The organism is Candidatus Micrarchaeota archaeon, assembly GCA_028866575.1.
Lineage (GTDB): Archaea > Micrarchaeota > Micrarchaeia > Micrarchaeales > Micrarchaeaceae > UBA12276.
Window position 1 is genome coordinate 62,163 of the sequence record JAGWHU010000005.1, and the last position, 21,457, is coordinate 83,619.

21 protein-coding genes and 5 tRNA genes are annotated in these 21,457 nt (G+C 48.7%); 11 read left to right on the forward strand and 15 right to left on the reverse strand.

Annotated elements, in window-relative coordinates:
* Positions 1-263 precede the first annotated feature (263 nt).
* The 5 genes from KGI06_03890 to gatC form a co-directional block, all read right to left on the reverse strand.
* Positions 264-335 (reverse strand) — tRNA-Asp (locus KGI06_03890).
* 42 nt (positions 336-377) lie between these two features.
* Positions 378-453: transfer RNA gene (locus tag KGI06_03895), tRNA-Asn, on the reverse strand.
* 5 nt (positions 454-458) lie between these two features.
* Positions 459-1,856, reverse strand: coding sequence for an Asp-tRNA(Asn)/Glu-tRNA(Gln) amidotransferase subunit GatB (gatB, locus tag KGI06_03900; GenBank protein MDE1871356.1), 1,398 nt, complete (start codon positions 1,854-1,856; stop codon positions 459-461).
* Complete coding sequence (locus KGI06_03905) at positions 1,853-3,253, reverse strand: aspartyl/glutamyl-tRNA amidotransferase subunit A (GenBank protein ID MDE1871357.1); 1,401 nt, start codon at positions 3,251-3,253, stop codon at positions 1,853-1,855. The genes gatB and KGI06_03905 overlap by 4 nt, the downstream gene beginning before the upstream one ends.
* Positions 3,254-3,550, reverse strand: coding sequence for an Asp-tRNA(Asn)/Glu-tRNA(Gln) amidotransferase subunit GatC (gene gatC / locus KGI06_03910; GenBank protein ID MDE1871358.1), 297 nt, complete (start codon positions 3,548-3,550; stop codon positions 3,254-3,256).
* Positions 3,551-3,699: 149 nt separating this feature from the next.
* Here gatC and KGI06_03915 point away from each other — a divergent pair, with 149 nt between their 5' ends.
* Positions 3,700-4,878, forward strand: coding sequence for a hypothetical protein (locus KGI06_03915; protein ID MDE1871359.1), 1,179 nt, complete (start codon positions 3,700-3,702; stop codon positions 4,876-4,878).
* A 7-nt stretch (positions 4,879-4,885) separates the two neighbouring features.
* Here KGI06_03915 and aspS read toward each other — a convergent pair whose 3' ends face one another.
* The gene (aspS, locus tag KGI06_03920) at positions 4,886-6,175 is read right to left on the reverse strand and encodes an aspartate--tRNA(Asn) ligase (GenBank protein ID MDE1871360.1); all 1,290 of its coding nucleotides are present in this window, start codon (positions 6,173-6,175) and stop codon (positions 4,886-4,888) included.
* A gap of 108 nt (positions 6,176-6,283) precedes the next feature.
* Here aspS and KGI06_03925 point away from each other — a divergent pair, with 108 nt between their 5' ends.
* Entirely contained in the window at positions 6,284-6,928 is a 645-nt protein-coding gene (locus KGI06_03925) for an isoprenylcysteine carboxylmethyltransferase family protein (GenBank protein ID MDE1871361.1), read from the forward strand.
* 20 nt (positions 6,929-6,948) lie between these two features.
* Here KGI06_03925 and KGI06_03930 read toward each other — a convergent pair whose 3' ends face one another.
* From KGI06_03930 to KGI06_03940, 3 genes are all read right to left on the reverse strand, one after another.
* Positions 6,949-7,392, reverse strand: a complete 444-nt coding sequence (locus tag KGI06_03930) for an NUDIX hydrolase (protein ID MDE1871362.1) — start codon at positions 7,390-7,392, stop codon at positions 6,949-6,951.
* A gap of 77 nt (positions 7,393-7,469) precedes the next feature.
* Complete coding sequence (locus KGI06_03935; protein ID MDE1871363.1) at positions 7,470-7,982, reverse strand: hypothetical protein; 513 nt, start codon at positions 7,980-7,982, stop codon at positions 7,470-7,472.
* 75 nt (positions 7,983-8,057) lie between these two features.
* Positions 8,058-8,158: transfer RNA gene (locus KGI06_03940), tRNA-Tyr, on the reverse strand.
* Between the two features lie 151 nt (positions 8,159-8,309).
* Here KGI06_03940 and KGI06_03945 point away from each other — a divergent pair.
* The gene (locus KGI06_03945) at positions 8,310-11,069 is read left to right on the forward strand and encodes an AAA family ATPase (GenBank protein ID MDE1871364.1); all 2,760 of its coding nucleotides are present in this window, start codon (positions 8,310-8,312) and stop codon (positions 11,067-11,069) included.
* Here the strand turns inward: KGI06_03945 and KGI06_03950 are convergent, their stop codons facing one another.
* From KGI06_03950 to KGI06_03970, 5 genes are all read right to left on the reverse strand, one after another.
* Positions 11,070-11,831, reverse strand: a complete 762-nt coding sequence (locus tag KGI06_03950) for a hypothetical protein (GenBank protein ID MDE1871365.1) — start codon at positions 11,829-11,831, stop codon at positions 11,070-11,072.
* 87 nt (positions 11,832-11,918) lie between these two features.
* Positions 11,919-11,990, reverse strand: a tRNA-Val gene (locus KGI06_03955).
* A 60-nt stretch (positions 11,991-12,050) separates the two neighbouring features.
* Positions 12,051-12,713 carry a diphthine--ammonia ligase gene (locus KGI06_03960; GenBank protein ID MDE1871366.1) on the reverse strand — a complete coding sequence of 221 codons (663 nt, stop codon included), beginning with the start codon at positions 12,711-12,713 and terminating at the stop codon, positions 12,051-12,053.
* An 8-nt stretch (positions 12,714-12,721) separates the two neighbouring features.
* Positions 12,722-13,360 (reverse strand): endonuclease III, encoded by a 639-nt coding sequence (gene nth, locus KGI06_03965; protein ID MDE1871367.1) that lies wholly within the window; start codon positions 13,358-13,360, stop codon positions 12,722-12,724.
* A gap of 3 nt (positions 13,361-13,363) precedes the next feature.
* Positions 13,364-13,618: a hypothetical protein gene (locus KGI06_03970; GenBank protein ID MDE1871368.1), complete on the reverse strand. Its 255-nt coding sequence runs from the start codon at positions 13,616-13,618 to the stop codon at positions 13,364-13,366.
* A gap of 117 nt (positions 13,619-13,735) precedes the next feature.
* On the opposite strand from KGI06_03970, the gene KGI06_03975 reads away from it, so the two are divergent.
* The 8 genes from KGI06_03975 (at position 13,736) to truD (ending at position 21,192) form a co-directional block, all read left to right on the forward strand.
* On the forward strand, positions 13,736-14,374 hold the full coding sequence (locus KGI06_03975; protein MDE1871369.1) for an endonuclease III: 639 nt from the start codon (positions 13,736-13,738) through the stop codon (positions 14,372-14,374).
* Between the two features lie 3 nt (positions 14,375-14,377).
* Complete coding sequence (locus tag KGI06_03980; protein ID MDE1871370.1) at positions 14,378-15,640, forward strand: DNA helicase UvrD; 1,263 nt, start codon at positions 14,378-14,380, stop codon at positions 15,638-15,640.
* 199 nt (positions 15,641-15,839) lie between these two features.
* Positions 15,840-16,262: an uL30 family ribosomal protein gene (locus KGI06_03985; protein ID MDE1871371.1), complete on the forward strand. Its 423-nt coding sequence runs from the start codon at positions 15,840-15,842 to the stop codon at positions 16,260-16,262.
* Positions 16,263-16,264: 2 nt separating this feature from the next.
* A complete protein-coding gene (locus KGI06_03990; GenBank protein MDE1871372.1) occupies positions 16,265-16,657 on the forward strand; it encodes a mitochondrial large ribosomal subunit protein uL15m in 393 nt (130 codons plus the stop codon).
* A 13-nt stretch (positions 16,658-16,670) separates the two neighbouring features.
* Positions 16,671-17,837: a glycosyltransferase gene (locus tag KGI06_03995; GenBank protein ID MDE1871373.1), complete on the forward strand. Its 1,167-nt coding sequence runs from the start codon at positions 16,671-16,673 to the stop codon at positions 17,835-17,837.
* A 158-nt stretch (positions 17,838-17,995) separates the two neighbouring features.
* On the forward strand, positions 17,996-18,598 hold the full coding sequence (locus KGI06_04000) for a hypothetical protein (GenBank protein ID MDE1871374.1): 603 nt from the start codon (positions 17,996-17,998) through the stop codon (positions 18,596-18,598).
* Between the two features lie 34 nt (positions 18,599-18,632).
* Positions 18,633-19,943 (forward strand): MBL fold metallo-hydrolase, encoded by a 1,311-nt coding sequence (locus KGI06_04005; protein MDE1871375.1) that lies wholly within the window; start codon positions 18,633-18,635, stop codon positions 19,941-19,943.
* A 13-nt stretch (positions 19,944-19,956) separates the two neighbouring features.
* Positions 19,957-21,192, forward strand: a complete 1,236-nt coding sequence (gene truD, locus KGI06_04010; GenBank protein ID MDE1871376.1) for a tRNA pseudouridine(13) synthase TruD — start codon at positions 19,957-19,959, stop codon at positions 21,190-21,192.
* Here truD and KGI06_04015 read toward each other — a convergent pair.
* A tRNA-Ser gene (locus KGI06_04015) sits at positions 21,182-21,304 on the reverse strand. The two genes, truD and KGI06_04015, sit on opposite strands and share 11 nt — an antisense overlap.
* Positions 21,305-21,457 lie beyond the last annotated feature (153 nt).

The window sequence follows — 21,457 nt, forward strand, 5'->3', positions numbered from 1 at the left end:
CGAAGCTTGCCTACGAGGAATTGTTCATCTGCAAGCCACGTAAAGGTTGCTGACGAGTTGAACTCTCTAGGTCCTTGTCCTCCAGCAAGTTTATAGGTTTCCTCCGACCAGCGGATTCTAGTCTTCCAATGGCCTACCAGAGGTGCAAGAGGCCGCAACGCAGAGACAGATGGTCCCCTAGCCCATGCTTTTGTGATCTTTGGTTTTTTTGATACTATTAAATCACCAATATTAATTTAGAGAAATAAATTAATAAAAGAAGACGCCTTGGTCGGGATTCGAACCCGAGTCGCAGCCGTGACAGGGCCGTATGCTGACCACTACACTACCAAGGCACGATATTATTTTGCTGTGATTATTTAATAATCATACGTTAATGGCGCCCCGAGCAGGACTCGAACCTGCGACCTATCGGTTAACAGCCGATCGCTCTACCTGCTGAGCTATCGAGGCACGTATTAGCCATTCAGTTGTTCCGTTATCAGCCTTTTTATTACGATTGGATCTCCCTGCTTCTTTGTGCGCGACAGCACTACGCCTATGAGGAACTGCAGAGCATCGTTGTTCCCCTTCCTGAAATCTTCAACTGCCTTCCTGTTTTCTTCTATTGCCTTGACTACAATATTTCTTAATTCATCATTATTTATGTGTATCGAATTCTTTTTTGCGAGCTCCCTCGGAGAAATTCCGGTATCGACATATTCCTTTATCAGCTCCTTTGCGTATCGCTCGGTTATTTCCTTGCTTTCCATCATCTGAAGAAGCTCGACGAACATTTCCGGCTTAACCTTGGAATCCTTTATGCGCTCGGAGCGCCAGTTCAGGCTTTTCATGAGGTAATTTGATATCCAGTTTGCCACGGTTTTAGGGTTTTGGTACATCTTGCAGCACTTCTCGAAGAAATCAGCGATGTTCTTGTCGTAGTATATCATGACCTTGGACGTATACTCGTCAATTCCATATTCCTTTATGAATCTTGCAATCCTTATGTCCGGTAACTCAGGCATAGTCGAGCTTATCCTGCTAACCCATTCCCTGTCTATTTTCAGCATCGGAAGATCAGGATCGAATATGTAGCCGTAATCCTCCTCGTATTCCTTGGACCTGAGCTTCTTAGTAGTATTAGTATTGGCGTCAAAGTGCCTTGTTTCGCGGCTTATTTCCTCCTGCATCCTTGCCAGCCCGTTCTGCCGCACTATCTCGAAGTTGAGCGCCTTCTCCACGTTCTCGAATCCGGTTATGTTCTTGAGCTCGACCCGCTCCCCGTGTGTCGATACGTTCGCATCTATCCTTATGGAGCCCTCCTTGGTGGGCTCGTAGATTCCTATGTGCTCGAGGATCGAGGACAGCTTCTCGAGGAAGTCCCTTGCCTCCCTTGGCGACTCGAAATCCGGCTCTGTCACTATCTCTATCAACGGGGTTCCGGACCTGTTGTAGTTTATGAGCGTGTATTTTGCGTTTGTTATTCCGCCTCCGACATATGCTATCTGCGCAGGGTCCTCCTCAAGATGCACGCGCCTTATCCTTATTTTCTTTTCACCTATCGCAAGTTGGCCGTTCTCCGCGATGGGCATCTCGTACTGCGTTATCTGGTAGTTTTTCGACAGATCCGGGTAGAAGTAGGTTTTTCTTGAGAAAAGCGACCTCTCAGCTATTCCGCATTCCAACGCCAAAGCAGCCATTATCGTGTAGTCTATCGCCATCTTGTTTATCTTAGGCTTGTAACCCGGGAATCCGAGGCATATGGGGCATGTGTTCTCGTTGGGTTTCGCGTTGCCGGAGCTGGTAAGATCCGCGCAGAACAGCTTTGTACGCGTGTTGAGCTGGCAGTGTATCTCCAATCCTATCTTTGTCATTTCAATCCCTCTATTGCACTGCCCAATGCAATTGTCTTCCCCTCGCAGAAGTGATTGGATATTATCTGGATCCCTACAGGAAGCCCTTCGGCGAGCCCTATGGGCACCGAAATCGTGGGCATGCACGCGAGGTTTGCTGGAGTTGTGAGCACGTCCATCGCGTATGTCTGCGCCGGAGTGAGCTTCCCTATATCAGAAAACGTCGGCGGCAGTATCGGCATCGATGGGGTTATCAGCGCGTCGAAATCCTTGAATGCATTCTTGAATTCCTTTATGATCAGGGAGCGCACCTTCAATGCCTTCAGGTAATATGCATCCCTGAATCCTGCCATGCGTGCGTATGTTCCAAGTATTATCCTCCTTTTGGCCTCTTCGCCGAATGCGCCGGACCTTATCCTTGAGAAATATGAGTCAAAATTGTCCTCTGATTGCTCCTGCTTGCCGTACCTCAGGCCGCAGTATTTTGCAAGGTTCGTGGAAGCCTCGCTCATCGCGATAAGATAATATGCAGGAAGCGCGTATTTCGTAAGAGGCAGCGACGTCTCCTTGCATTGTATGCCGAGAGACTGCAGCTGCTCCAGCCTTTTGAGCACCAGCTTCGATATCCTCTCGTCAACGTTCTCGGTGAAATATTCCTTCGGGACGCCTACCCTTAATTTTTTTACGTCTTCATGCACGTATCTCGTATAGTCTTCAGACGGCCTTTCCACGCTTGTGGAATCCAATGGATCGTACCCGGAGATAATGGATAGCCCGAGCGCTGCGTCCTCCACGGATTTTGATATTATCCCTATCTTGTCCATGCTGTTGGAATAGTCTATCAATCCGTATCTGGATACAATTCCGTATGTAGGGGTAAGCCCCACGGTGCCGGTGAATGCGGCTGGAGCGGTTATGCTGCCTCCTGTAGACTCGGCTATCGCCATATGGGGAAAGCTTGATGCTGCCGTAAGGCATGCGGCGCCGCCGCTGCTTCCCCCGCAGGTCCTGCTCTTGTCTATCGGGTTCTTTGGCACGGAATAAGAGCAGTTTATCGAGAAGGTGCCGAACCCGAACTCGTCCTGGGCTGTTTTGCCCAGTATGAACGCGCCGGCATCCTTTGCCTTAGACACGCATGTCGCATCGAAAGGAGGCACATACCCATCAAGGACCTTGGATCCCGCGGTTGTTCTTATCCCGTTCGTGCATATGCAGTCCTTGACAGACACAGGAAGCGAATAGAGCATGCCTTCGCTCTTCGGCATTTCCACATGCTCGTTCAGAGTTATAAAAGGAGAGTATTCCAGCTGTATTCTTTTCGATTCCTCGATGGTCTTATGCAAGAACTCTGTTATGTCTACGTTTCCATCCTTTGCCGCCTTCACGTGTTCGCTAACAGTTTGTATTAATGTAACCACCTATAGTATCTTGGGTCCCTTGAAATAGTTATCTTCCTTGCTGATAGAATTAGACAGCGGGTCCCAGTTTACCCTCTTAGGCTTGTCCTCCCTCCATATGTTCTCGAAATTGATTGCATGGAACGCGGTATCCTCGTTCTGGAGGAATCTATCAAGCTCGTCGAGCATCTTGAACGAGCTTATGACCTCGCCAAGCTGCTTCGTATAGAGCTCCTTCTCCCGCTCGGTAAGGTCAAGCCTTGATATAAGGGCTATGTGCTCAACAAGCTCCTTGTCTATCTTCCAGTATTCTACCATTTTAGCACTGCCTGAATTAGTTGTTCATTTCAGCTATTTAAATATTCTGTATATTCGATATTCTGCAGTTTCGCCTTGCATATTCCCGCTATTCCATAAATCCAAAACATTTTTAGAGTGCCAACTTCAATATTATTGCAAGTGGTTTAATGGTCAATGCAACCAAGAGTTCGAAGGCACAGCAGGATTCTAGGACTTACACAACCGATGACTTGCTGGATATTGTAAGAAACTACAATTATGAAGGCAAAGACAGGCACACATCGTTGCAGATAAAGGCAGCGGCCAAAAAGATCGAAAGGTCGCTGGAGCTGTTTAAAGAGGGGAGGGCATCCACGGAGACTACGCGCAAGGGGCTTGAGGGCCTGAAGGAGTTCTTCGAGCTGACAGGAACCAATGAGCAAAGACAAGCAGTAGGCGCGACGGTGAACGCCTTCATTGAAAACAATTATAAGAACGTGCCGAAAAGCCATGAGGAAGCTTACGAAAATGAAAGCACAGGAAGCAAGAGCAGCGGAGGGAAGCCATCAAGGCTGAAAAGGTACATAGCCATGGGGGCGCTTGGCTTTGCACTCCTTTCGGGCACGCCTTCAAAGTCTTTCGCGGAAGGCCCTACTCAAGGGACACGGTATGCGCAAAGCATAAATTCGCAAGCGGCTTACAAAATGGCGGTATACGAAAGGGCGCAGGACGACTACTACAACAAATACAAGAAAGAGGTTGAAAATAACGTCGAATCAATAGTCGGAAAGAAACTGCCGCAGGCCAGGACGGTATCCATCATAAAAATAGACATAGAGCACATGTCAGAGTTGCATTTTGCCCAGCAAAAGCAGATGAAGAGCCTGTTTGACAAATTGACTATCGGTTGGGCGCAGGCAAACCCGCAAGTTGCAATCATCGCAAGGAAACAGAACTCTGAAATCGAAACGTACAGGATAAAACAGCAGGATTACTACAACAAATACCAGAAAACGGTGGAAAGCAACGTCGAGCTAATAGTGGGCAAGAAGCTGTCCACATCGCAGACCACGTCTATCATAATCAAGGATGTCGAGAACATCGCAAGCCTTCACTTTTCTCAGGAAAGGCAGATGGACCAATACCTGGATAGGCTTGCCAAGGACAGGCAAAACATGGCAGTCCAGGGAAGCGAATATAGGCAGGAGCAACAGCAGGAACTGGCAAGAAGGCAGGCACAATACCAGAATGTTGAGGCGCATAAGCGCAATCAGTCGGTAGCCGTAAAGATGATGGAGACCCAATCCGTCGTGAGCACAGGCATGGGCATCATAGGGGAGGCCCTTTGGATAAAGCATAGCATGTAGCAAGCCATTACGGAGCCAGCCTTTTCCTATCCCTTGGGAAGAGCGAGGCCTCCCTTATGTTCGCTAGCCCGATAATTTTCATAGCGAGCCTTTCCAGGCCTATGCTCCATCCAGCATGCGGGGGCGCGCCAACCCTGAACGCATCCACGTAGAACGCGAAGTTGTCTGGGTTCAGGCCCTTTTTCTTGAGCGCCTCTACGAGCAGCTCGGGCTTGTGGATACGCTGTGCGCCGCTGCTTATCTCAAGCCCCTTGTATATGAAATCGTAGCTGTTCGTAAGCTCCGGATTATCGCTCTTGGGCATGCTATAGAATGCCCTAACAGCAGTCGGATAATCCTTGACTATTACCGCGTCACCGTAGATCTCCTGAAGCTTTTCCTCGTTCTCCCTTGACAGGTCGCTTCCCTCGTTAACTGTTACCCCCTTCTTCTTAAGCGCAGCGACAGCTTCGCCGTAGGTAGTTACCCTCACTTCAGGGACCTTCAGCTCCGAACCGAGGGTTTTCAGGTCCTCCTGGTTCTTCTCCATTACGCTCTTTATTATGTGCACTACACATCCCGAGAGGTATTCTATCGCGTCATCCGCATCGGCGAACGCCACCTCTATGTCCATTTGCGTTACCTCCGTCAAATGGTATGTGGTGTTCGACTTTTCCGCCCTGAATACAGGAACTATCATGAATACCTTGTCCATTCCCCCGACTAGGGCAAGCTGCTTGTACAGCTGTGGCGACTGTGCAAGGAACGCTTCCTTCTCAAAATACACAACCGGAAACACCTCCGCACCCCCTTCTGTCGCCTCGCCTACTATTGTCGGGGTCCTTATCTCGGTGAATCCCTTCTCCGCAAAGAAATCCCTGAAGCTCTGCAGTATCGTTGATTCTATTTTGAATATAGCCCTGCACTCCAGCCTCCTTAGGTCCACATACCTATGGTTCAGCCTCACATCGATATCTGCGGGCACCTTCCCGGTTATCTCGAAAGGTATCTGCCTTGAAAGCGGATTCAAATCCGTTATTTCCTCCGGTATTACCTCAAACCCCTTCTTTGCCTCGCTGTTCCTTTTTATTACGCCTTTTACCTCTATCACGCTCTCCTTCGGCAGCATCATATTCTTCAGGGTTTGTTCGTTAATTTCGCCTTTCTTCCCTATGACCTGGACCAGGCCCGTGCTGTCGCGCAGTATAAGAAACGTGATCTTGGCGGTGTCCCTTACTTCATGAACCCAGCCTGCCAGTACAACGTGCTTGCCGTCCATCCCTTCATTAAGCTCGCTTATCAAGTGCGTCCTCATCATAAACTCATCATGCGCAATGGGCTAATTGCAGAATAATATATTATGTGCAATACCTTTTTATGCTGAATGTCGGATTAATACTGGACACTAAGTCGCGAAGTGAATTCCGTGCTTGTTTATTTTGACATACCATCGCTGTTAAGGTTCCCGGTATCGCCGCTGTTCCCTTCGGGAATGGGGGAATTCATCTTTGTAATATCATATTTCATCTGGTTTTACTTTGACATAATAAACCAGGTATTTGCCACATTCCGGAACAGGAATGCAAAAGTAAGTATAAAGAACGACAAATTTTCCATAGTGGCCATATATATCGGCTACATCGCGATACTGTATACCGTAGGCTGGCTTGGTGGCCTGAGGGTTTCCACAGGGTTTGGCGGAATGCCGGTATGGACTTTCTACCTCGGGCTGGCTGTGCTCTTCCTTGGCATATTCATGAGGCTATGGAGCGAATACACGCTTGGAAGGTTCTTCACGTATCCGGTAATGGTGCTAAAAGGCCATAGGCTGGTGCGGAGGGGCCCATACAGGTATATAAGGCACCCGTCATACCTTGGGGGATTGCTGATAGTGATGGCATTCGGATTTGTGGTGCGCTCGTGGATCGGCGTGGTAGCAGCGGCAGGCATAATCCTCCTCGCATACTCTTATCGCATATATCTTGAGGAGAGTGCCTTGAGGAGGAACTTCGGCAAAGAATACGAGAATTACGCAAGGAAAACAAAAATGCTGATACCGAACATACTATGAATTTCTGTCATATCGGATTTCTACAGTTTTCTGAGCTTGTCTACGAATGCCTTGGGGAATTTTTTACCCAGATGCCTTGCGGCAACGTTGACGGGCATCCACCTGTATTCCGAGTGCTCCTTGCTGATCTTGAATTCCTTGTGCGCCGATAATCCGCACTCGTAAGTTATCAGCATGAGGGACAATTTTTCCTTCTTCCTTGTTATTTTAAAATTGGATATTGAGGCATCAAATATCCCATTTATCCTCAAGGTGCTGCCGGGGATGCCCAGCTCCTCGTTAATTTCCCTTCTCAGCGTTTCCTCTATGTCGGAATTTAGCTGTATCCTCCCCCCTGGAAGGTCCCAGAAGTCCTGTTTTTCGTACCTGAGCTCCTCTTCGCCTGCCTTAAGTACAAGTATCCTGTTTCTGTCATTTAAAATCAGGGCCTTTATGCCTATTTCAAATTTAGCCTCCTCCGCCACCATTATCACAAGGAATCTAATTATAGTTTCAGTCTACTACATACTGTTTTATATGTTATTGTATTTGATACATTCGCTCATTGCGAACGTAAATTTTTATTGTAATCAACACCAATCTTCTTGATCTCTTCGGCTGAAAGCGTCATAACCGTATCGTTATCGAAAGCAGCCACAAGTGCGCCAGTCCTTGTTATTGCTATTTTTGTTGCTTTAGGTTCTCCAGATATACTGCCCGCGGTTTTATTATAATCATTAATTACTTTTTTTGCTAATTTGGCCTGTTCCGGCATTTTACGGACAAGTTCGATTAAGCTCATTATTTCTCCATTTATGTAATACATACCTCTTCCAGGTTTTTTAGCCTCGTCCGTCATTTCTTCAAATGATCGTAGGGGCGGAGATACTTGGAAAAACCGAAATGATTGAACGTTCTTTGGCAACATATGTAGAATTTTATGGGGATCATCATCGCTGAATGTTACCTTTGGACTCCCTAATATCGCTGTTGTATATCCTTTTCTAGTACTGTAGCCGAACTGCACATGAAATTTTGTTTTTTCTTCTGTTCTATTCTTAAGTGTAGTTGCCATACTATCATTGATACTATAAAATCAGTAATATATTAATTTTTTGATTGGTTTTGTCATCGGCTTGATTTTGGAAGATCCCGTTGGTGTGAATTGAACACACAACCTGCCGCTTTCTAACATTTTCCTGTTAGCATAACAGACTACAGGCGGCCGCTCTGCCATTGAGCTACAACGGGATATTGATTATTTAAGCATTAATATTTAATATTCTTTATAGACGCACCAAATTCGCCGTAGCGCATTGGATATTATAAAAAGTAATATTATTAATGTTTAATTGATTATGGATTTGGTATTGTAAAAATATTAATGATTTGATTGATTTAAATGGTCCAACAGGAGAATGATGAAAATGTCTCCATAAGGAGCAATATATCCAAGGACGTGATAAGGAAGTATCATAGGGCACCTATGGCACTTTACCGCATCAAGGACGTATATGCCGACGTAACGACAAACCCCAATTTTGTAGACTCCCTTTTGGTGATTGCGGCTCTGATAGCTTTCGGGGGCGCATTCCCCTTCTATCCGATAATAATGCTTGCGCTGATCGCATTTGCCCTTTTCATAGTGACGCTAAGGCATGCATTCCTGGGCCTGATAGTACTCATGGCCGTCATATTCCCCATGCTCATGTACCAAACCCCATCTTTGGCATATATCTTCATCATGATAATGTCCATAGGCCTGGTCTTTGGATACAGGCATTACAGGACATTCATATTCGCAGCCATTCTCCTTCCGCTGGCGCTGTCGCCTTTGGGATACATATTCGCCATACCCACGCTGATAATAGGCGTTCTCATAGTAGGCTACAGGCGCTCGGCATTTCTGGGCGTGCTGTTCGTCCTCGGCGTCGTCATGCTTTCAGGGGTAACCGGCGTGCAGAACACCGGCTACATATCCTACAATGCCCAGATAGCGCACAATAAACTGGCCACTACTCCGGCATTGAATTATTCCGTTCCGAACAAGCAGGGGGCAAGCATGCTAACGTTCCCTGGCGACGTGGGCGTGGTAACGGCCAATATCGGGAATCAGAACATAGTGAGCTACATGTATTCGGAGTTCGCGGCCCTTTTCATGGCCTTGGAGGTGCAGCCGCTGCAGTACATGATTGACCTCATAGGAATAGTCATAATTGTGATGTTTATCGATACCACTGCGGTAGCCAGCAGATCCGCATACAAGGGCGCCGAGGCAAGCCTCATAGGAATAGGCTATCCGCTGATATATTTTGCAGTATCCCTCTCTTTCAGGAACAGCTTCACGTACTTACTCCCCCTTGGAAGCTTCATAATAGCACCGGCATTCATATACATACTGGAGCTTTACAAGATTGACGTTGTGAAGGCACTTGACGTTAGGAAGGAGGACCTCAGGCTAAAGTTCGGGGAGGCCTTTGAAGACTTGATATACAGCAATACCTCCGATAAATTCTCAGACATAGGGGACTACGAGGCTACAAAAAGGGAGCTGAGGAGCGCCATAATCTCCCCGATAGAGCAAAAGGCGGTATCCAGGGCGTATAACATAAAGCCCATAAAGGGCGTACTTCTGTTCGGGCCCCCTGGAACCGGGAAGACCCTTCTCATGAGGGCCATAGCAAACGACATAAGGGCAGGGTTTTTCCTGGTTAAGGCACCGAGCCTCATCTCTTCTTCGCCGGGTGACACTGAAAGAAGGCTTGCCAATATATTTGCAACCGCAAAGAAGAATGCGCCCTGCGTGCTGTTCTTCGACGAAATCGATTCAGTAGCTAGGAACAGGTCCCAGGTTAACGTGGACGAGGTGCACAGGCAGATCCTTTCGGAGCTGCTCATAGAGATGGACGGGTTCCAGCAACTGAGGAACGTAATAGTGGTAGGTGCTACCAACGTGCCAAACCTGATAGACCCGGCGCTCCTGAGGCCGGGAAGGTTCGACAAGGCGATATACATGCCGTTGCCGGACTTCAATGGAAGGAAAGAGATTTTCAGGATATACCTTAGCAGATTACCAGTATCGAAGGACGTGAAGATAGACGACCTAGCCAAGATGACGGAGAGGTTCACCGGAGCTGATATAAAGACGCTTTGCGACAACGTCGCGCAGGAGATAGCGCAGGAGGCCGCAAGCCAGCACAGGGTTTTGGAAATAACCCAGGAGGACCTGAAGAGCTTCATACTGGCGACCAAGCCGTCAACTTCGCTCTCGCAGCTGAAGGATTACGAGAAGTTCAAGATTGACTTTGAAAGGAGGACCCTGAAGCAGGAAAAGATAGAGAAGTACAAGGAAACCGCGATAGAGGACATAGTCGGGCTTGATGATGCGAAGAATTCGGTTGTTGATGCAATAAAGGTGCCGATGGAGCATCCGGAGCTGGTCAAAAAATACAACGTCAAGGCGATAAAGGGCATATTGATGTTCGGGCCCCCGGGAGGAGGAAAGACGATGTTCATGAGGGCTATAAGCAACGAATTGAAGGGCGTTACTATGCTTGATATAAACGGTGCGGAAATAGGCCAGCAGAGCTCAGCAAAGGCAACCGCTGCGATAAAGGACATATTCAACCGCGCCGTGGAGAACGCGCCGTCCATATTGTTTATAGACGAGCTAGACGGGATAGCCCCGAAAAGGAAGCATGCAACTGAAAAGGGCGTCCAGCTCACGGATGAGTTCCTACAGGAGATGGACGGTCTCAAGGAAACGCAGGGAGTTGTGCTCGTATGCGCTACCAACAGGCCCAGCTCGCTCGATCCTGCAATACTTAGGCCGGGAAGGTTCGACAAGCTGGTATTCGTAGGGCCGCCTGACGAGAAGCACAGGGCGGTGATGTTTGAAAACTACACAAAGAACGTCCCTCTCGGCGGCGATGTGGACTTCAACGAGCTGGCGAAGGAGACTGAGGGATATACCGGTGCCGACATAGCCAACATATGCAGGGAAGCGAAACAGAAGGCGCTTAACGAGAGCGTGAGCACCGGCAAGGAGGTTGAAATAGCAATGGCCAGCCTGCAGGAGATAATAAAGAAATTCAAGCCCTCCGCGCCCGATGCCCTGGTAAATTCGTACAAGGCGTTCCTGGACAAGTACGGGCAGAGATAGCTACTTCCTGTTTTGCACCAGCCTGCCCGCCATGGAGTTGCTCTTGAAAATCCTTGAATCGTCGTTGACGTATATGTGCAACTTGCCGTTCCACATTCTCACGTCGCAGAACTCCATCTTCACGAAATCGTTTGCCTTGAGGCCCGCAGTCACCAATGCTGACGAGCCCCAGCATGAAGCATTCATCGTATTGGCAAGGTCGGTAACTACGCATGAAGCAACCGCTATCTGACCCTGGCTGCCCAGCCTGTTCACGTACCTTATCGGGCTTATCTCAACGACCCTTCCGGCAACATCAACCTTCCGCAGCTCCTCCTTTATTGAAGAATAGTCGGCTATGGGCTCCACCTTTGATTGGGTTATCCTGTTTATGTTGCTTGTACTGGTCAGTTTCAACCCGCTGGAAAGATCCAAAACTGCGTTGCTCACAAGCACATTGTCGCCGCGCTCGAATGGGTTAATGTCAACGGACTCCGAAAGCTTGCCGTCTAGGCTCAGCGCCATCGTCGAGCCTTCCTCACCAAGTATCATGATCCTCTTCTTTGCAACGCTGCCGTTGCCTGTAGGGTTGAAAATCCTGTAAACCTTGTCCTTTATGTTTACGGTGTTGTTTTCCCTCTTGGCATCGATTGAGCTTAGCAGCTCTTTTATTGTGAAATTCGTCTTCGTTGCCTGATGGTTCGTGTTTTCCAGTATGTATTCCGCCTGCTCCCTTGTTATGAAGCCGGAAAATTTATCAACGACCTTTTCCAGATCAGACATCCAATCACTATCCTTTGGAGCATAATATATAAAACATCTATCAAGAATAGGGTTTATTCCCGTCCAAAAGGCTGCATTAACCGGAAATGGGCCCGCGGAGAGTCGAACTCCGATCCTCAGCGTGTAAGGCTGATATCTTAACCGTTGGACCACAGGCCCCATTAGCACCTACAAAAAGCTATTCTATTTTGTATAACAATCTAGATATCCCTTTCGGATTCATTTGCTTGCGAGATGCGCAGTATCTATCACGTACCTGCCCACGCTGCCGGAGAACTCAACATGGCTTTCGGTTATCTCTATCCGCTTCTTGAACAGAGGCGCGTCAAGTACGAATGATTCAGCCTCTCCTCCCTCAAACAGCATGTTGATCCTGTATTTTTTATGCAATGACGAAAGCTTTTCGATCATCTCATCGTTTATGCTTGCCCCGAGGAAGTCCTTGCCAAAGCCCTCCGCGGCTACCTGCGTGACTATGACACTGTAATTTCTTGCAAGCTCCGACAGCTCAGCCATCGGGTCTATATGCCATATAGGGGATATGGCGCTTATCGATAATTTCCTGCATATGGCCTCTATCCTTTCCTTTTGGTAAACGCTGGCAACAGCTCCAGTCACGAGCTCAGTCACGTTGTTTTCAACTAGGGCCCTTTCAATGTCCTTAAGCTCATCCTCCTTCTCGCCCTTTGTGTCGTACACAACTTGCCTTATTCCTAGCGCTTCGGCCTGCATCGATGACAGGTTTATGTTTGGCTTGTGGAACATATAGCTGAAGTCGTTCTTGGAGACCATCGTTATCAGGAGCTCTACGCCGTTGCCCTTATCGTGCACTTTGTGCAGAGCCAGAGTGGAGTCCTTTCCACCACTAAAAAGGCATGCCATCAAATCCATCATCTCGCAGTGCTGGAGGGGCATATGTCCCTAAGCACGCACCTATCGCAGTGCTTTGCCCTTGCGGTGCAGACGTCCCTTCCAAGTGCTATGAAAAGGTGCGTCAGGTTGCCCCAGTCCCTTTTATCGATTAACTTCATGAGCCTTTTTTCTATCTTGTAAGGGTTATTCGTCCTTGCCAGGCCTAGCCTGTTGGCAACTGTGATGCAGTGAGTGTCTATAGCTATGCCTTCGTTGATCCCGAAGGCGTTTGCAAGTATTACGTTTGCCGTTTTTCTGCCCACGCCACTCAACGTAGTTAGCTCCTCGAGCGTATCAGGCACCTTAAGATCGAATTTGTCCCTCAGCGCCCTTGCGGTCTTTATTATGTTCTTGCCCTTCGCCCTGTATAGGCCTATGCTCTTTATGTAAGGATACAGCTGCTGCGGCCGCAATTCTGCAAAATCCCCTATTGATCCGTATTTCCTGAACAGCCGCGCGGTTATCTTATTCACCTGCTTGTCCTGCGCCTGCGCCGATAGCATGGTTGCCACCAGGAGCTCCCATTCCCCTGAATGCCTGAGCGAAGTTTCCATCTCGCTGCGGTATTTTCTCTTGAGCCTCCTGAGGATCTCGTTTGCATATGCTTTGGCTTCCATCGCCTAGTACCCCTTGTATCCTTCCTTCTCAACGTTCCCGCAATTTAGGCATTTGAGTATTGTAGTCATTCCCTCATCGCCCCTTACCATCTGGTCCAGTACAACAATGGCCTTGCCGTGGCCGCATTCCGGGCATTCGTGCTCTATCCAGTTGGTGAATTCCTTCCTGTATCCGCACCTCATGCATTCTACGTACACATCGTTCCCGTAGTCCTTTGGAAAAATCATAATCTTGCAATTGGGGCAGAAGTTGTCCATCCTAGCGCCTAAAATTAGCATCCATGCCGTGCCATTAAAGTGCTGAGTATATACATTGCATTCTCAGATTTAAATAAATATCATTGTTAAATTATATTCATGGGGTCTCCAAGGCTTTTGGATGATGATAGCGCCAGGAAGCTTGCATCTGGGCTGATCAAGCGCTACAGCGACGCGCATTATTACCTTGACTTTAGGACACCGGTGGATCTTGTCGCGGCTGCAATACTCTCTGCGCAGACAAGGGACGAGGTAGTCAACAGGATAACCCCTGACCTGTTCAAGAAGTACAAGACCGCAAAGGATTATGCCAATGCAAATCCAGGCGAGCTTGTCGGGATGATAAGGAGCGTGAGCTTTGCAGGCAACAAGGCCAAAAACATAATCAATACCTTCAGGGCAATTGAGGAAAGGCATTCGGGAAAGGTGCCGAAGGAGATGCAGGAGCTTGTTGAGCTTCCGGGAATAGGAAAGAAGACGGCAAACACGATACTGATAAACGCGTACGGCATAGTTGAGGGCATACCTGTAGATACATGGGTAATAAAACTGTCGCAGAGGCTGGGACTCAGCCTGAACAGCAACCCCGAGAAGATAGAAGACGACCTGAAGAAAAGGATACCTAGGCAGTATTGGGGCAAGTTCGGGTACGTGCTCAAGGCGCACGGCAAGGCCATCTGCCAGAAGGTGCCTTACTGCAGCAAATGCCCGGTTGAAGGCATATGCCCAAAGAACGGGGTTGCAAAGAGGCTTTGACATATGCAGATAATAGCTGATTTTCATACGCATTCAAGGTTCGCCATGGCGTGCAGCTCCAAGATTACCGTCAAAGGAATGGAAACTGCGGCATTTGAAAAGGGGATAAGGCTCATAGGCACCAGCGATTTCGTGCATGGGCTTTGGCTTTCTGAGCTCAAGGCAAACCTAGAGCAGGTGGGTGACACTGGTCTTTTCAGGGTAAATGGATCGGACTCTGGAGTCAGGTTCATTTTGAGCGGCGAAGTATCAACAATATTCACAGGAGGCGACAACAGGGTAAAGAAGGTCCATCATGTAATAACGCTTCCGGATTTTGATTCTGTGGATATGCTAAGGGAGGCGCTTTCCAGGCATGGCAACCTGGAGTCCGATGGAAGGCCGCAGCTTTCCATGAGCGCGGCGCAACTCGTAGAGGAGGTTTTCAAGGTAAGCAGCAAGTCTATGGTGTTTCCTGCCCATGCCTGGACCCCGTACTTCGGGGTTCTCGGCTCGCTTTCCGGGTTCAATTCCATAAAGGAAGCTTATGAAGACCAGGAAAAGCACATACACGCCCTGGAAACAGGGTTGTCAAGCGATCCGCAGATGAACTGGATGGTTTCCAGCCTTGACAAGTACACGCTCCTTTCCAACAGCGACATGCACTCGCTTCCGAAGCTGGGAAGGGAGGCGAACGTGTTGGAGCTTGAGGAAAAGGACTTTTCCTACGGTGAAGTGATAGGAGCAATAGAAAATAAGGACGTCAGGCGTCTGAAAAGCACCATTGAATTCTATCCAGAGGAGGGCAAATACCATTTTGACGGCCATAGGCAGTGCAAGTTTTCTGTGGATCCGACGAGGAGCGACCTTGCTGTTTGCAGGGTGTGCGGCAAAAGGCTCACAATAGGCGTATTGCACAGGGTGAAGGACCTGGCCGACAGGCCGATAGGGTACAGGCCTAAAAACGCAATACCTTATACCAGCCTGGTGCCGCTTATAGAGATCATAGCATACGTGATGCGGAAGAGCATATACACGCCTGGCGTAGTATCCGAGTACAGGAAGCTCCTCTCCATAGGAAAGGAATTCGACATACTTGCTAATGCAGACCTTGAAACCATAAGAGAAAACTCCTCTGGGGACATAGCAGATGCGATAGCCAACGTCAGGGCCAACAGGATAACCATAATACCAGGGTATGACGGTGTGTTCGGTGAGCTTGAGCTCCTGAACAGGAAGAGGAAGCCGGAAAGCGGCGAAAGCAGGCAGAAGGCGCTTTTCGGATAGGGAATATGCGCTCACATCTGGACTCATTGCAGGCAGAGATGTTGCATCGTCATGCTTTGTAACGCGCATGCACTGCCTTCCAGCAGCATAATATACAAATGGGATTCAGAGCATACAGCAAGGATTATATACCTATTCCAACATAATAGATATGTAATATTTAATCCCTTAATGTAAGAAAGCTAAGGTTCGAATTTTTATGAAAAAGAATCAATTAAAAGACAAATTAGTGGCAGTAGTAAGGATAAGGGGCAGGGTTAACGTTAGGTCTGACATAACAGAGACGCTCAACAGGCTAAACCTCAAGAGGGTAAGCAACTGCACGCTGGTAAAGGTAACGGACTCCTACAATGGAATGCTAAACAAGTGCACCAACTATGTCGCATACGGCGAGATAGACGAGGCAACGCTCTCAAAGCTGCTTGAAAAGCACGCCAAGGAGCTCAACGCCAAGGAACTGCTTGACGGGAAATACGATGCGGAAAAGGTAAGGAGCCATCTGCCCTTCAGGCTGCATCCGCCCAGGCACGGCTACAAGAGCACCAAGCTGCACTTCAAGCAGGGAGGCTCCCTAGGATACATGGGCGCGGAAATAAACAAGCTCATAATACGCATGGTGTAAAAATGGTTGTCAGAAGGGAAAAAAGAGACAGGAAGTACCTTGGAACTCGCAGGTGGGGGGCCGGCAACATAAAGAACGCCCGAGGAAAGGGCGACCGCGGCGGGGTAGGAAAGGGCGGCAAAAAGCACAAGTGGACCTACGTCACCGCAAAGACCCCGGAGCTCATAAGGAGCGTTGGCTTCAAGCCATGGAGCAGGAGCAGGCTCAAGGAGATAACCCTTCGCAACGTTGACAGGATGCTGGCAGATTCAAAGGACAACGTAATTGAGCTCAAGAACTACAAGGTATTGAGCAACGGCTCGCTGAGCAGGGCCATAACGATAAAGGCAAGCGGCTTTTCCGCGACCGCAATCGAAAAGATAAAGAGTTCTGGCGGCGATGCCGTAAAGATCTAATTAAGGCAAGTTAATGTCTGAATCCCTCAAGATTGCTTTTTATACCGATACGTTCCTGCCAGCTGTTGACGGGGTCGTTATATCCATACTCAATTTCAAGAGAGAACTAGAGAAGAGGGGCCATGAGGTATACGTATACGCCAGCGGCACCGGCAAGACAAGGCAGATGGCTGGCAAATACAAGAACATAGTCGTGGTCAGGGGCGTAAGCTTCAGGAGATACCCGCAGTACAGCGTTGCGCTCTTCCCGCTCGGCTCAAGGCTAAGGACAATGAACCTAAGGATGGACATAAACCACGCGCATACCCCATTCATGATGGGCATGCATGCGCTCCTGCTGTCCAAGTTCGACAAAACCCCGGTAGTTGGTTCGTTCCATACGCTTTTCACGGACAGGTCTGTAATAAGGGAGTATGTTGTAGGCAACAGGAGGGTCACAAACACCATAATAAAGTATTCATGGAAGTACGCAAGGCTGTTCTACAACAAGTGCGACGGGGTTGCAGCGCCGAGCGATGCGATAAGGAGGATGCTAAACGGCAAGGGCATAAGGAATGTGGATGTCATAGCAAACGGCGTTGACATAAGGAAGTTCAATCCTGAAGTAAGCGGATACACAATAAGGAAAAGGTTTGCAAAGGGCGACGAGAAGCTCGTGATGTATGTTGGCAGGATAAGCAAGGAGAAGAGGCTTGAAACGCTGATAAAGGCTGCCGGAGCGCTGAAGAAAGAGAGGATAAGGTTCGCAATCGTAGGGGCTGGGCCAGCCCAGGAGCATTATCAAAGCATGGTGGAGCGCATGCACCTCCAGGACAGGATAAAATTCGCGGGATTCATAGACAACTCTGAATTGCCGAGGTACTATGCAGCGTGCGACGCTTTTTGCATACCCTCAACGTTCGAAACCCAGGGGGTTGTGTCCCTGGAGGCGATGGCATCCGGAAAGCCGGTCATAGGGGCAGATTACCTGGCGCTCAGGGACGTCATAAAGGACGGCAAGAACGGGGAGAAATTCAGGCCTAACGACAGCATGGATTGTGCAAAAAAAATAAAGAAGGTTATAAATAATATTGACTCTTATAAAGAAATGAGAATTACGGCCAAAAGGTATTCAATAGAGAATACGACTACCGACCTACTAGACTTATACAGAAGAATATTAAATAATGAAAGTTCATAATCACACTAACTTTTAGTAATATCCAAGGCGATTTACTGGAAAACAAAGATCAACAGAAACAGATAAACAATACAGACCCGGCAAAGCCCGGAGGAGCAAATCCTAACCAGCATGGTGGCAGGGGCGAAAAAGTCGACAGCAACAGGCAGTCGCTGAACGTGCTGATAAAGGAGTCTAATAATCCCGAAGCCGTCAAGCTGAAGGACGAGATAGACAACCTGAGGAAGGAGAGGAGCAAGCTCATAACGCAGGTCAAGGACTGCAGGAGGAGGCTTAACTACAAGGAGGCGGAATCCGCGGCGATAGACAGGCTTTTGAAGATGAAGAAGGAGGAGGACAAGGACGGGAGCAAGAGGAAAAGGATAGGATACCTGAAAAGGCTAAAATCCAGGCTTGAATTCAAGATATCCACGGAGGCATCGTCCCTTGCGCAGGAGAAGGACATAATCAGAAAGATAAACGAGATAAACCAGGAGCTCGACGAGGCGCTTGCGCTGGTAAGGTTCGAGCGCAAGATCGGCTTCATAAGCAAGGACATCGAGGAGTACAAGAAGAACGTGACAGAGATAAACTCCAAGATAGTCGAGCTGGACTCAAGGCTCGATGGTTTATACGTTTCCCTGAGGAAGATTCTCGGCATAGGGAGCTGGCAGAGCAAGCCGCAGAGGCACAGGAAGGCGCAGTCTGCGGAAGAGCCTACGGTCAACCTCGAGGACATAGCGGTAATAAAGAAAAAAGATGCAAAAATAAATGACAAATAGAAAACAGAAAAACAATATACAAATAGGTGAATAATTGAAAGTTACTTTTTTTGGAGGCGCACAGGAAGTCGGAAGAAGCTGCGTCCTGATAAGCACTGGGAAGACAAAGATATTGCTTGATGCGGGCATCAAGCTCGGAGAGGTCGAGGAGCACCCGACAATAAAGGACGAGGAGCTCAAGAGCATAGACGGGATATTCATATCCCATTCGCACCTGGACCACATAGGCTATCTGCCGCACATATATTCAGCAGGTTACAGGGGTAGCATATACACGACAAAGCCGACCATGGAGTTTACCAACGTGCTGATAAGCGACTACATGCACATATCCAATCCGAGGGACGTGACAAAGGAGGGCTTGAACAGGCTGCAGAAGAGCTACAAGGTATGCGACTTCAGGAAGGATGTAAAAATCAACGACCTTACAGTCAGGTTTTTGCCTTCTGGGCACATAGTGGGAAGCTCGATGATAAGCGTAAGCGACGGCAAGAGCACGCTGATATACAGCGGCGACCTGAACCTGGCAAAGACAAAGCTGCTAGAGGGAGCTGACATGAAGGGGCTTGCGGCGAAGAGCCTGATAATAGAAAGCACTTACGGCGGCAAGAATGATATCTTCCCGGCAGAGGGAGTGGTTGCGCAAAAGATGCTTAAGGGCATAAAGGAAACCCTAAGCATCGGAGGCAAGGTCATAATACCGTCGTTCGCGGTCGGAAGGGCGCAGGAGATACTGCTCATGCTTGACGATTATGTTAATTCCGGGCTGCTGCCGAAGGTGCCGATTTACGTAGACGGCATGATAAACAAGGCGATGAGGATACACAGGCACAACGTCATATTCTGCAGGAAGGAGCTGCAGATGCGAATACTCATGAGCGATTACGATCCGTTCAAGAGCAGCAATTTTGTGCCGGTGGACAGCAAGAGCCAGAGGAGCAAGATAGTGAATGAGGAGGAAAGCTGCATAATAGTCACCACAAGCGGAATGCTTACGGGCGGTCCTGTAATATACTACCTGCAGAAGCTTGCGGGCAATTCTACAAACAAGGTAATACTTGTAGGCTACCAGGCGGAAGGAACGCCGGGAAGGCAGCTGCAGGACGGCGTCAAGAGGATAAAGCTTGACAAGTACAACGTGGAGGTGAAGCTTTCGGTCGAGTCGCACCACCTTTCAGCACATGCTGACAGGCGGCAGCTGGAGACGATGATAGGCAAGGTGAGCGGGCTCAAGAACGTGTTCATAATGCACGGGGAAAAGAGCAAGTCAGAGGACTTGAGGAGCAGCATATCGGGGAAGTACAAGGCGATAGTGCCGCGCAACGGGGAATCCTACGAAATTTAACTAGTTGTTGCAGATGTTGAGGCTGTCCAAGGGCGGAAGGGCCCATGGTATGATAAAGAGCATGCCGGGCGATTTCAGGGTAGAGGAGATAACGGCAGGCGGGGTCGTCCTGGAGATAGGAAAAAAATATTCCCCGGAAATGCTCGGGATCGGGGCGCAGGCGGATGGAAAATTCTCCATTTTTGTGATGCAGAAAACCGGATGGAATACCTCACAGGCGCTGAAGGCCATAGCGAGGAAGTTCAGGAGGGGCATAAAGTCTACCGCTTTCGCCGGCACCAAGGACAGGACTTCGGTTTCAACGCAGCTTTGCAGCATTTTCGGGGTAAGGCCGGAGCAGATTAGCTCGGTGCACATAAAGGACATAAGCATCAACGGCGCATGGTACAGCAATTCAAAAATAGAGATGGGCGACCTGATGGGCAACAGGTTCGGGATCCTCGCAAGGGATGCGCGCGATTGCAGCGGAATGGAAGGGATAATTTCCGAACTCCACGGTACTTTCCCAAATTATTTCGGGGAGCAGCGCTTCGGTAACAGGGGCGCGAACGTGGATATTGGAGTAGCAATACTGAAAGGGGATTTTGAGGGCGCGGCCATGAGCTTTCTAACGGAGACGCAGAACGAGACAAACGAGGATGCAATGGAATCAAGGAAGAGGCTTGCAGAGGAGCGCGACTTCAAGGATGCGATTAGATATTTCCCGCAGTATCTGAAATACGAAAGGCTGATGATAGAATACCTTTCCAGGTATCCGAACAATTACGCAAATGCGATAAGGAAGCTCCCTAGGTCGATATCCCTGATGCTTGTACACTCGGTAGAGGCGTACATATTCAACAGGGTCCTTGAGGAAAGGATAGCCAACGGCACATCAAAGCCGGAAAGCAAAGACCTCGTATGCAAGGCAAATGAATTCGGATTCCCGGACTTGAAGGAGGTTACCCCGTATGACAAGGACAGAAATGCGCAGTTCGCGGTGGGAAACATCATAGGATACGACACAAAATCAGTTACCGAAACGGAGCAGAGGCTGCTTGACGAGCTAGGGATAGGGATAGAGTCGTTCAAGGTCAATGGTCTCAATGAATTGAACTCGCGCGGAACCTACAGGGTCATGTTTGCCCCGTACAAGGATATTGGCTATGTCTGCAGAGACGATACCATGGAGATGCGATTCTCGTTGCCCGCAGGGTCCTATGCCACGGTGCTGCTGGAGGAGTTCCTGGATTATGGTTCGCCGGGATAGGGATTTGAACCCTAAATTCCCGAAGGAAACCGGTTGCCTTGTTTGCATCACAGATCAGCTCTTGAGATACGAATCTCGAGACCGGCGCGTTACCGGATTCCGCCATCCCGGCATTTATAAAATGACCTTCTCCACGACCTAAAGGTCGTGGTATCATTCAGGTAAGTGTTGTTTGCATAGATATATCTTGTTTTCGTATGTAATTCTGCAATGTTTTCTCGTCTCTTGGACCAACACTTCCGTTGCTGTACCCTGCAGTCCAGAA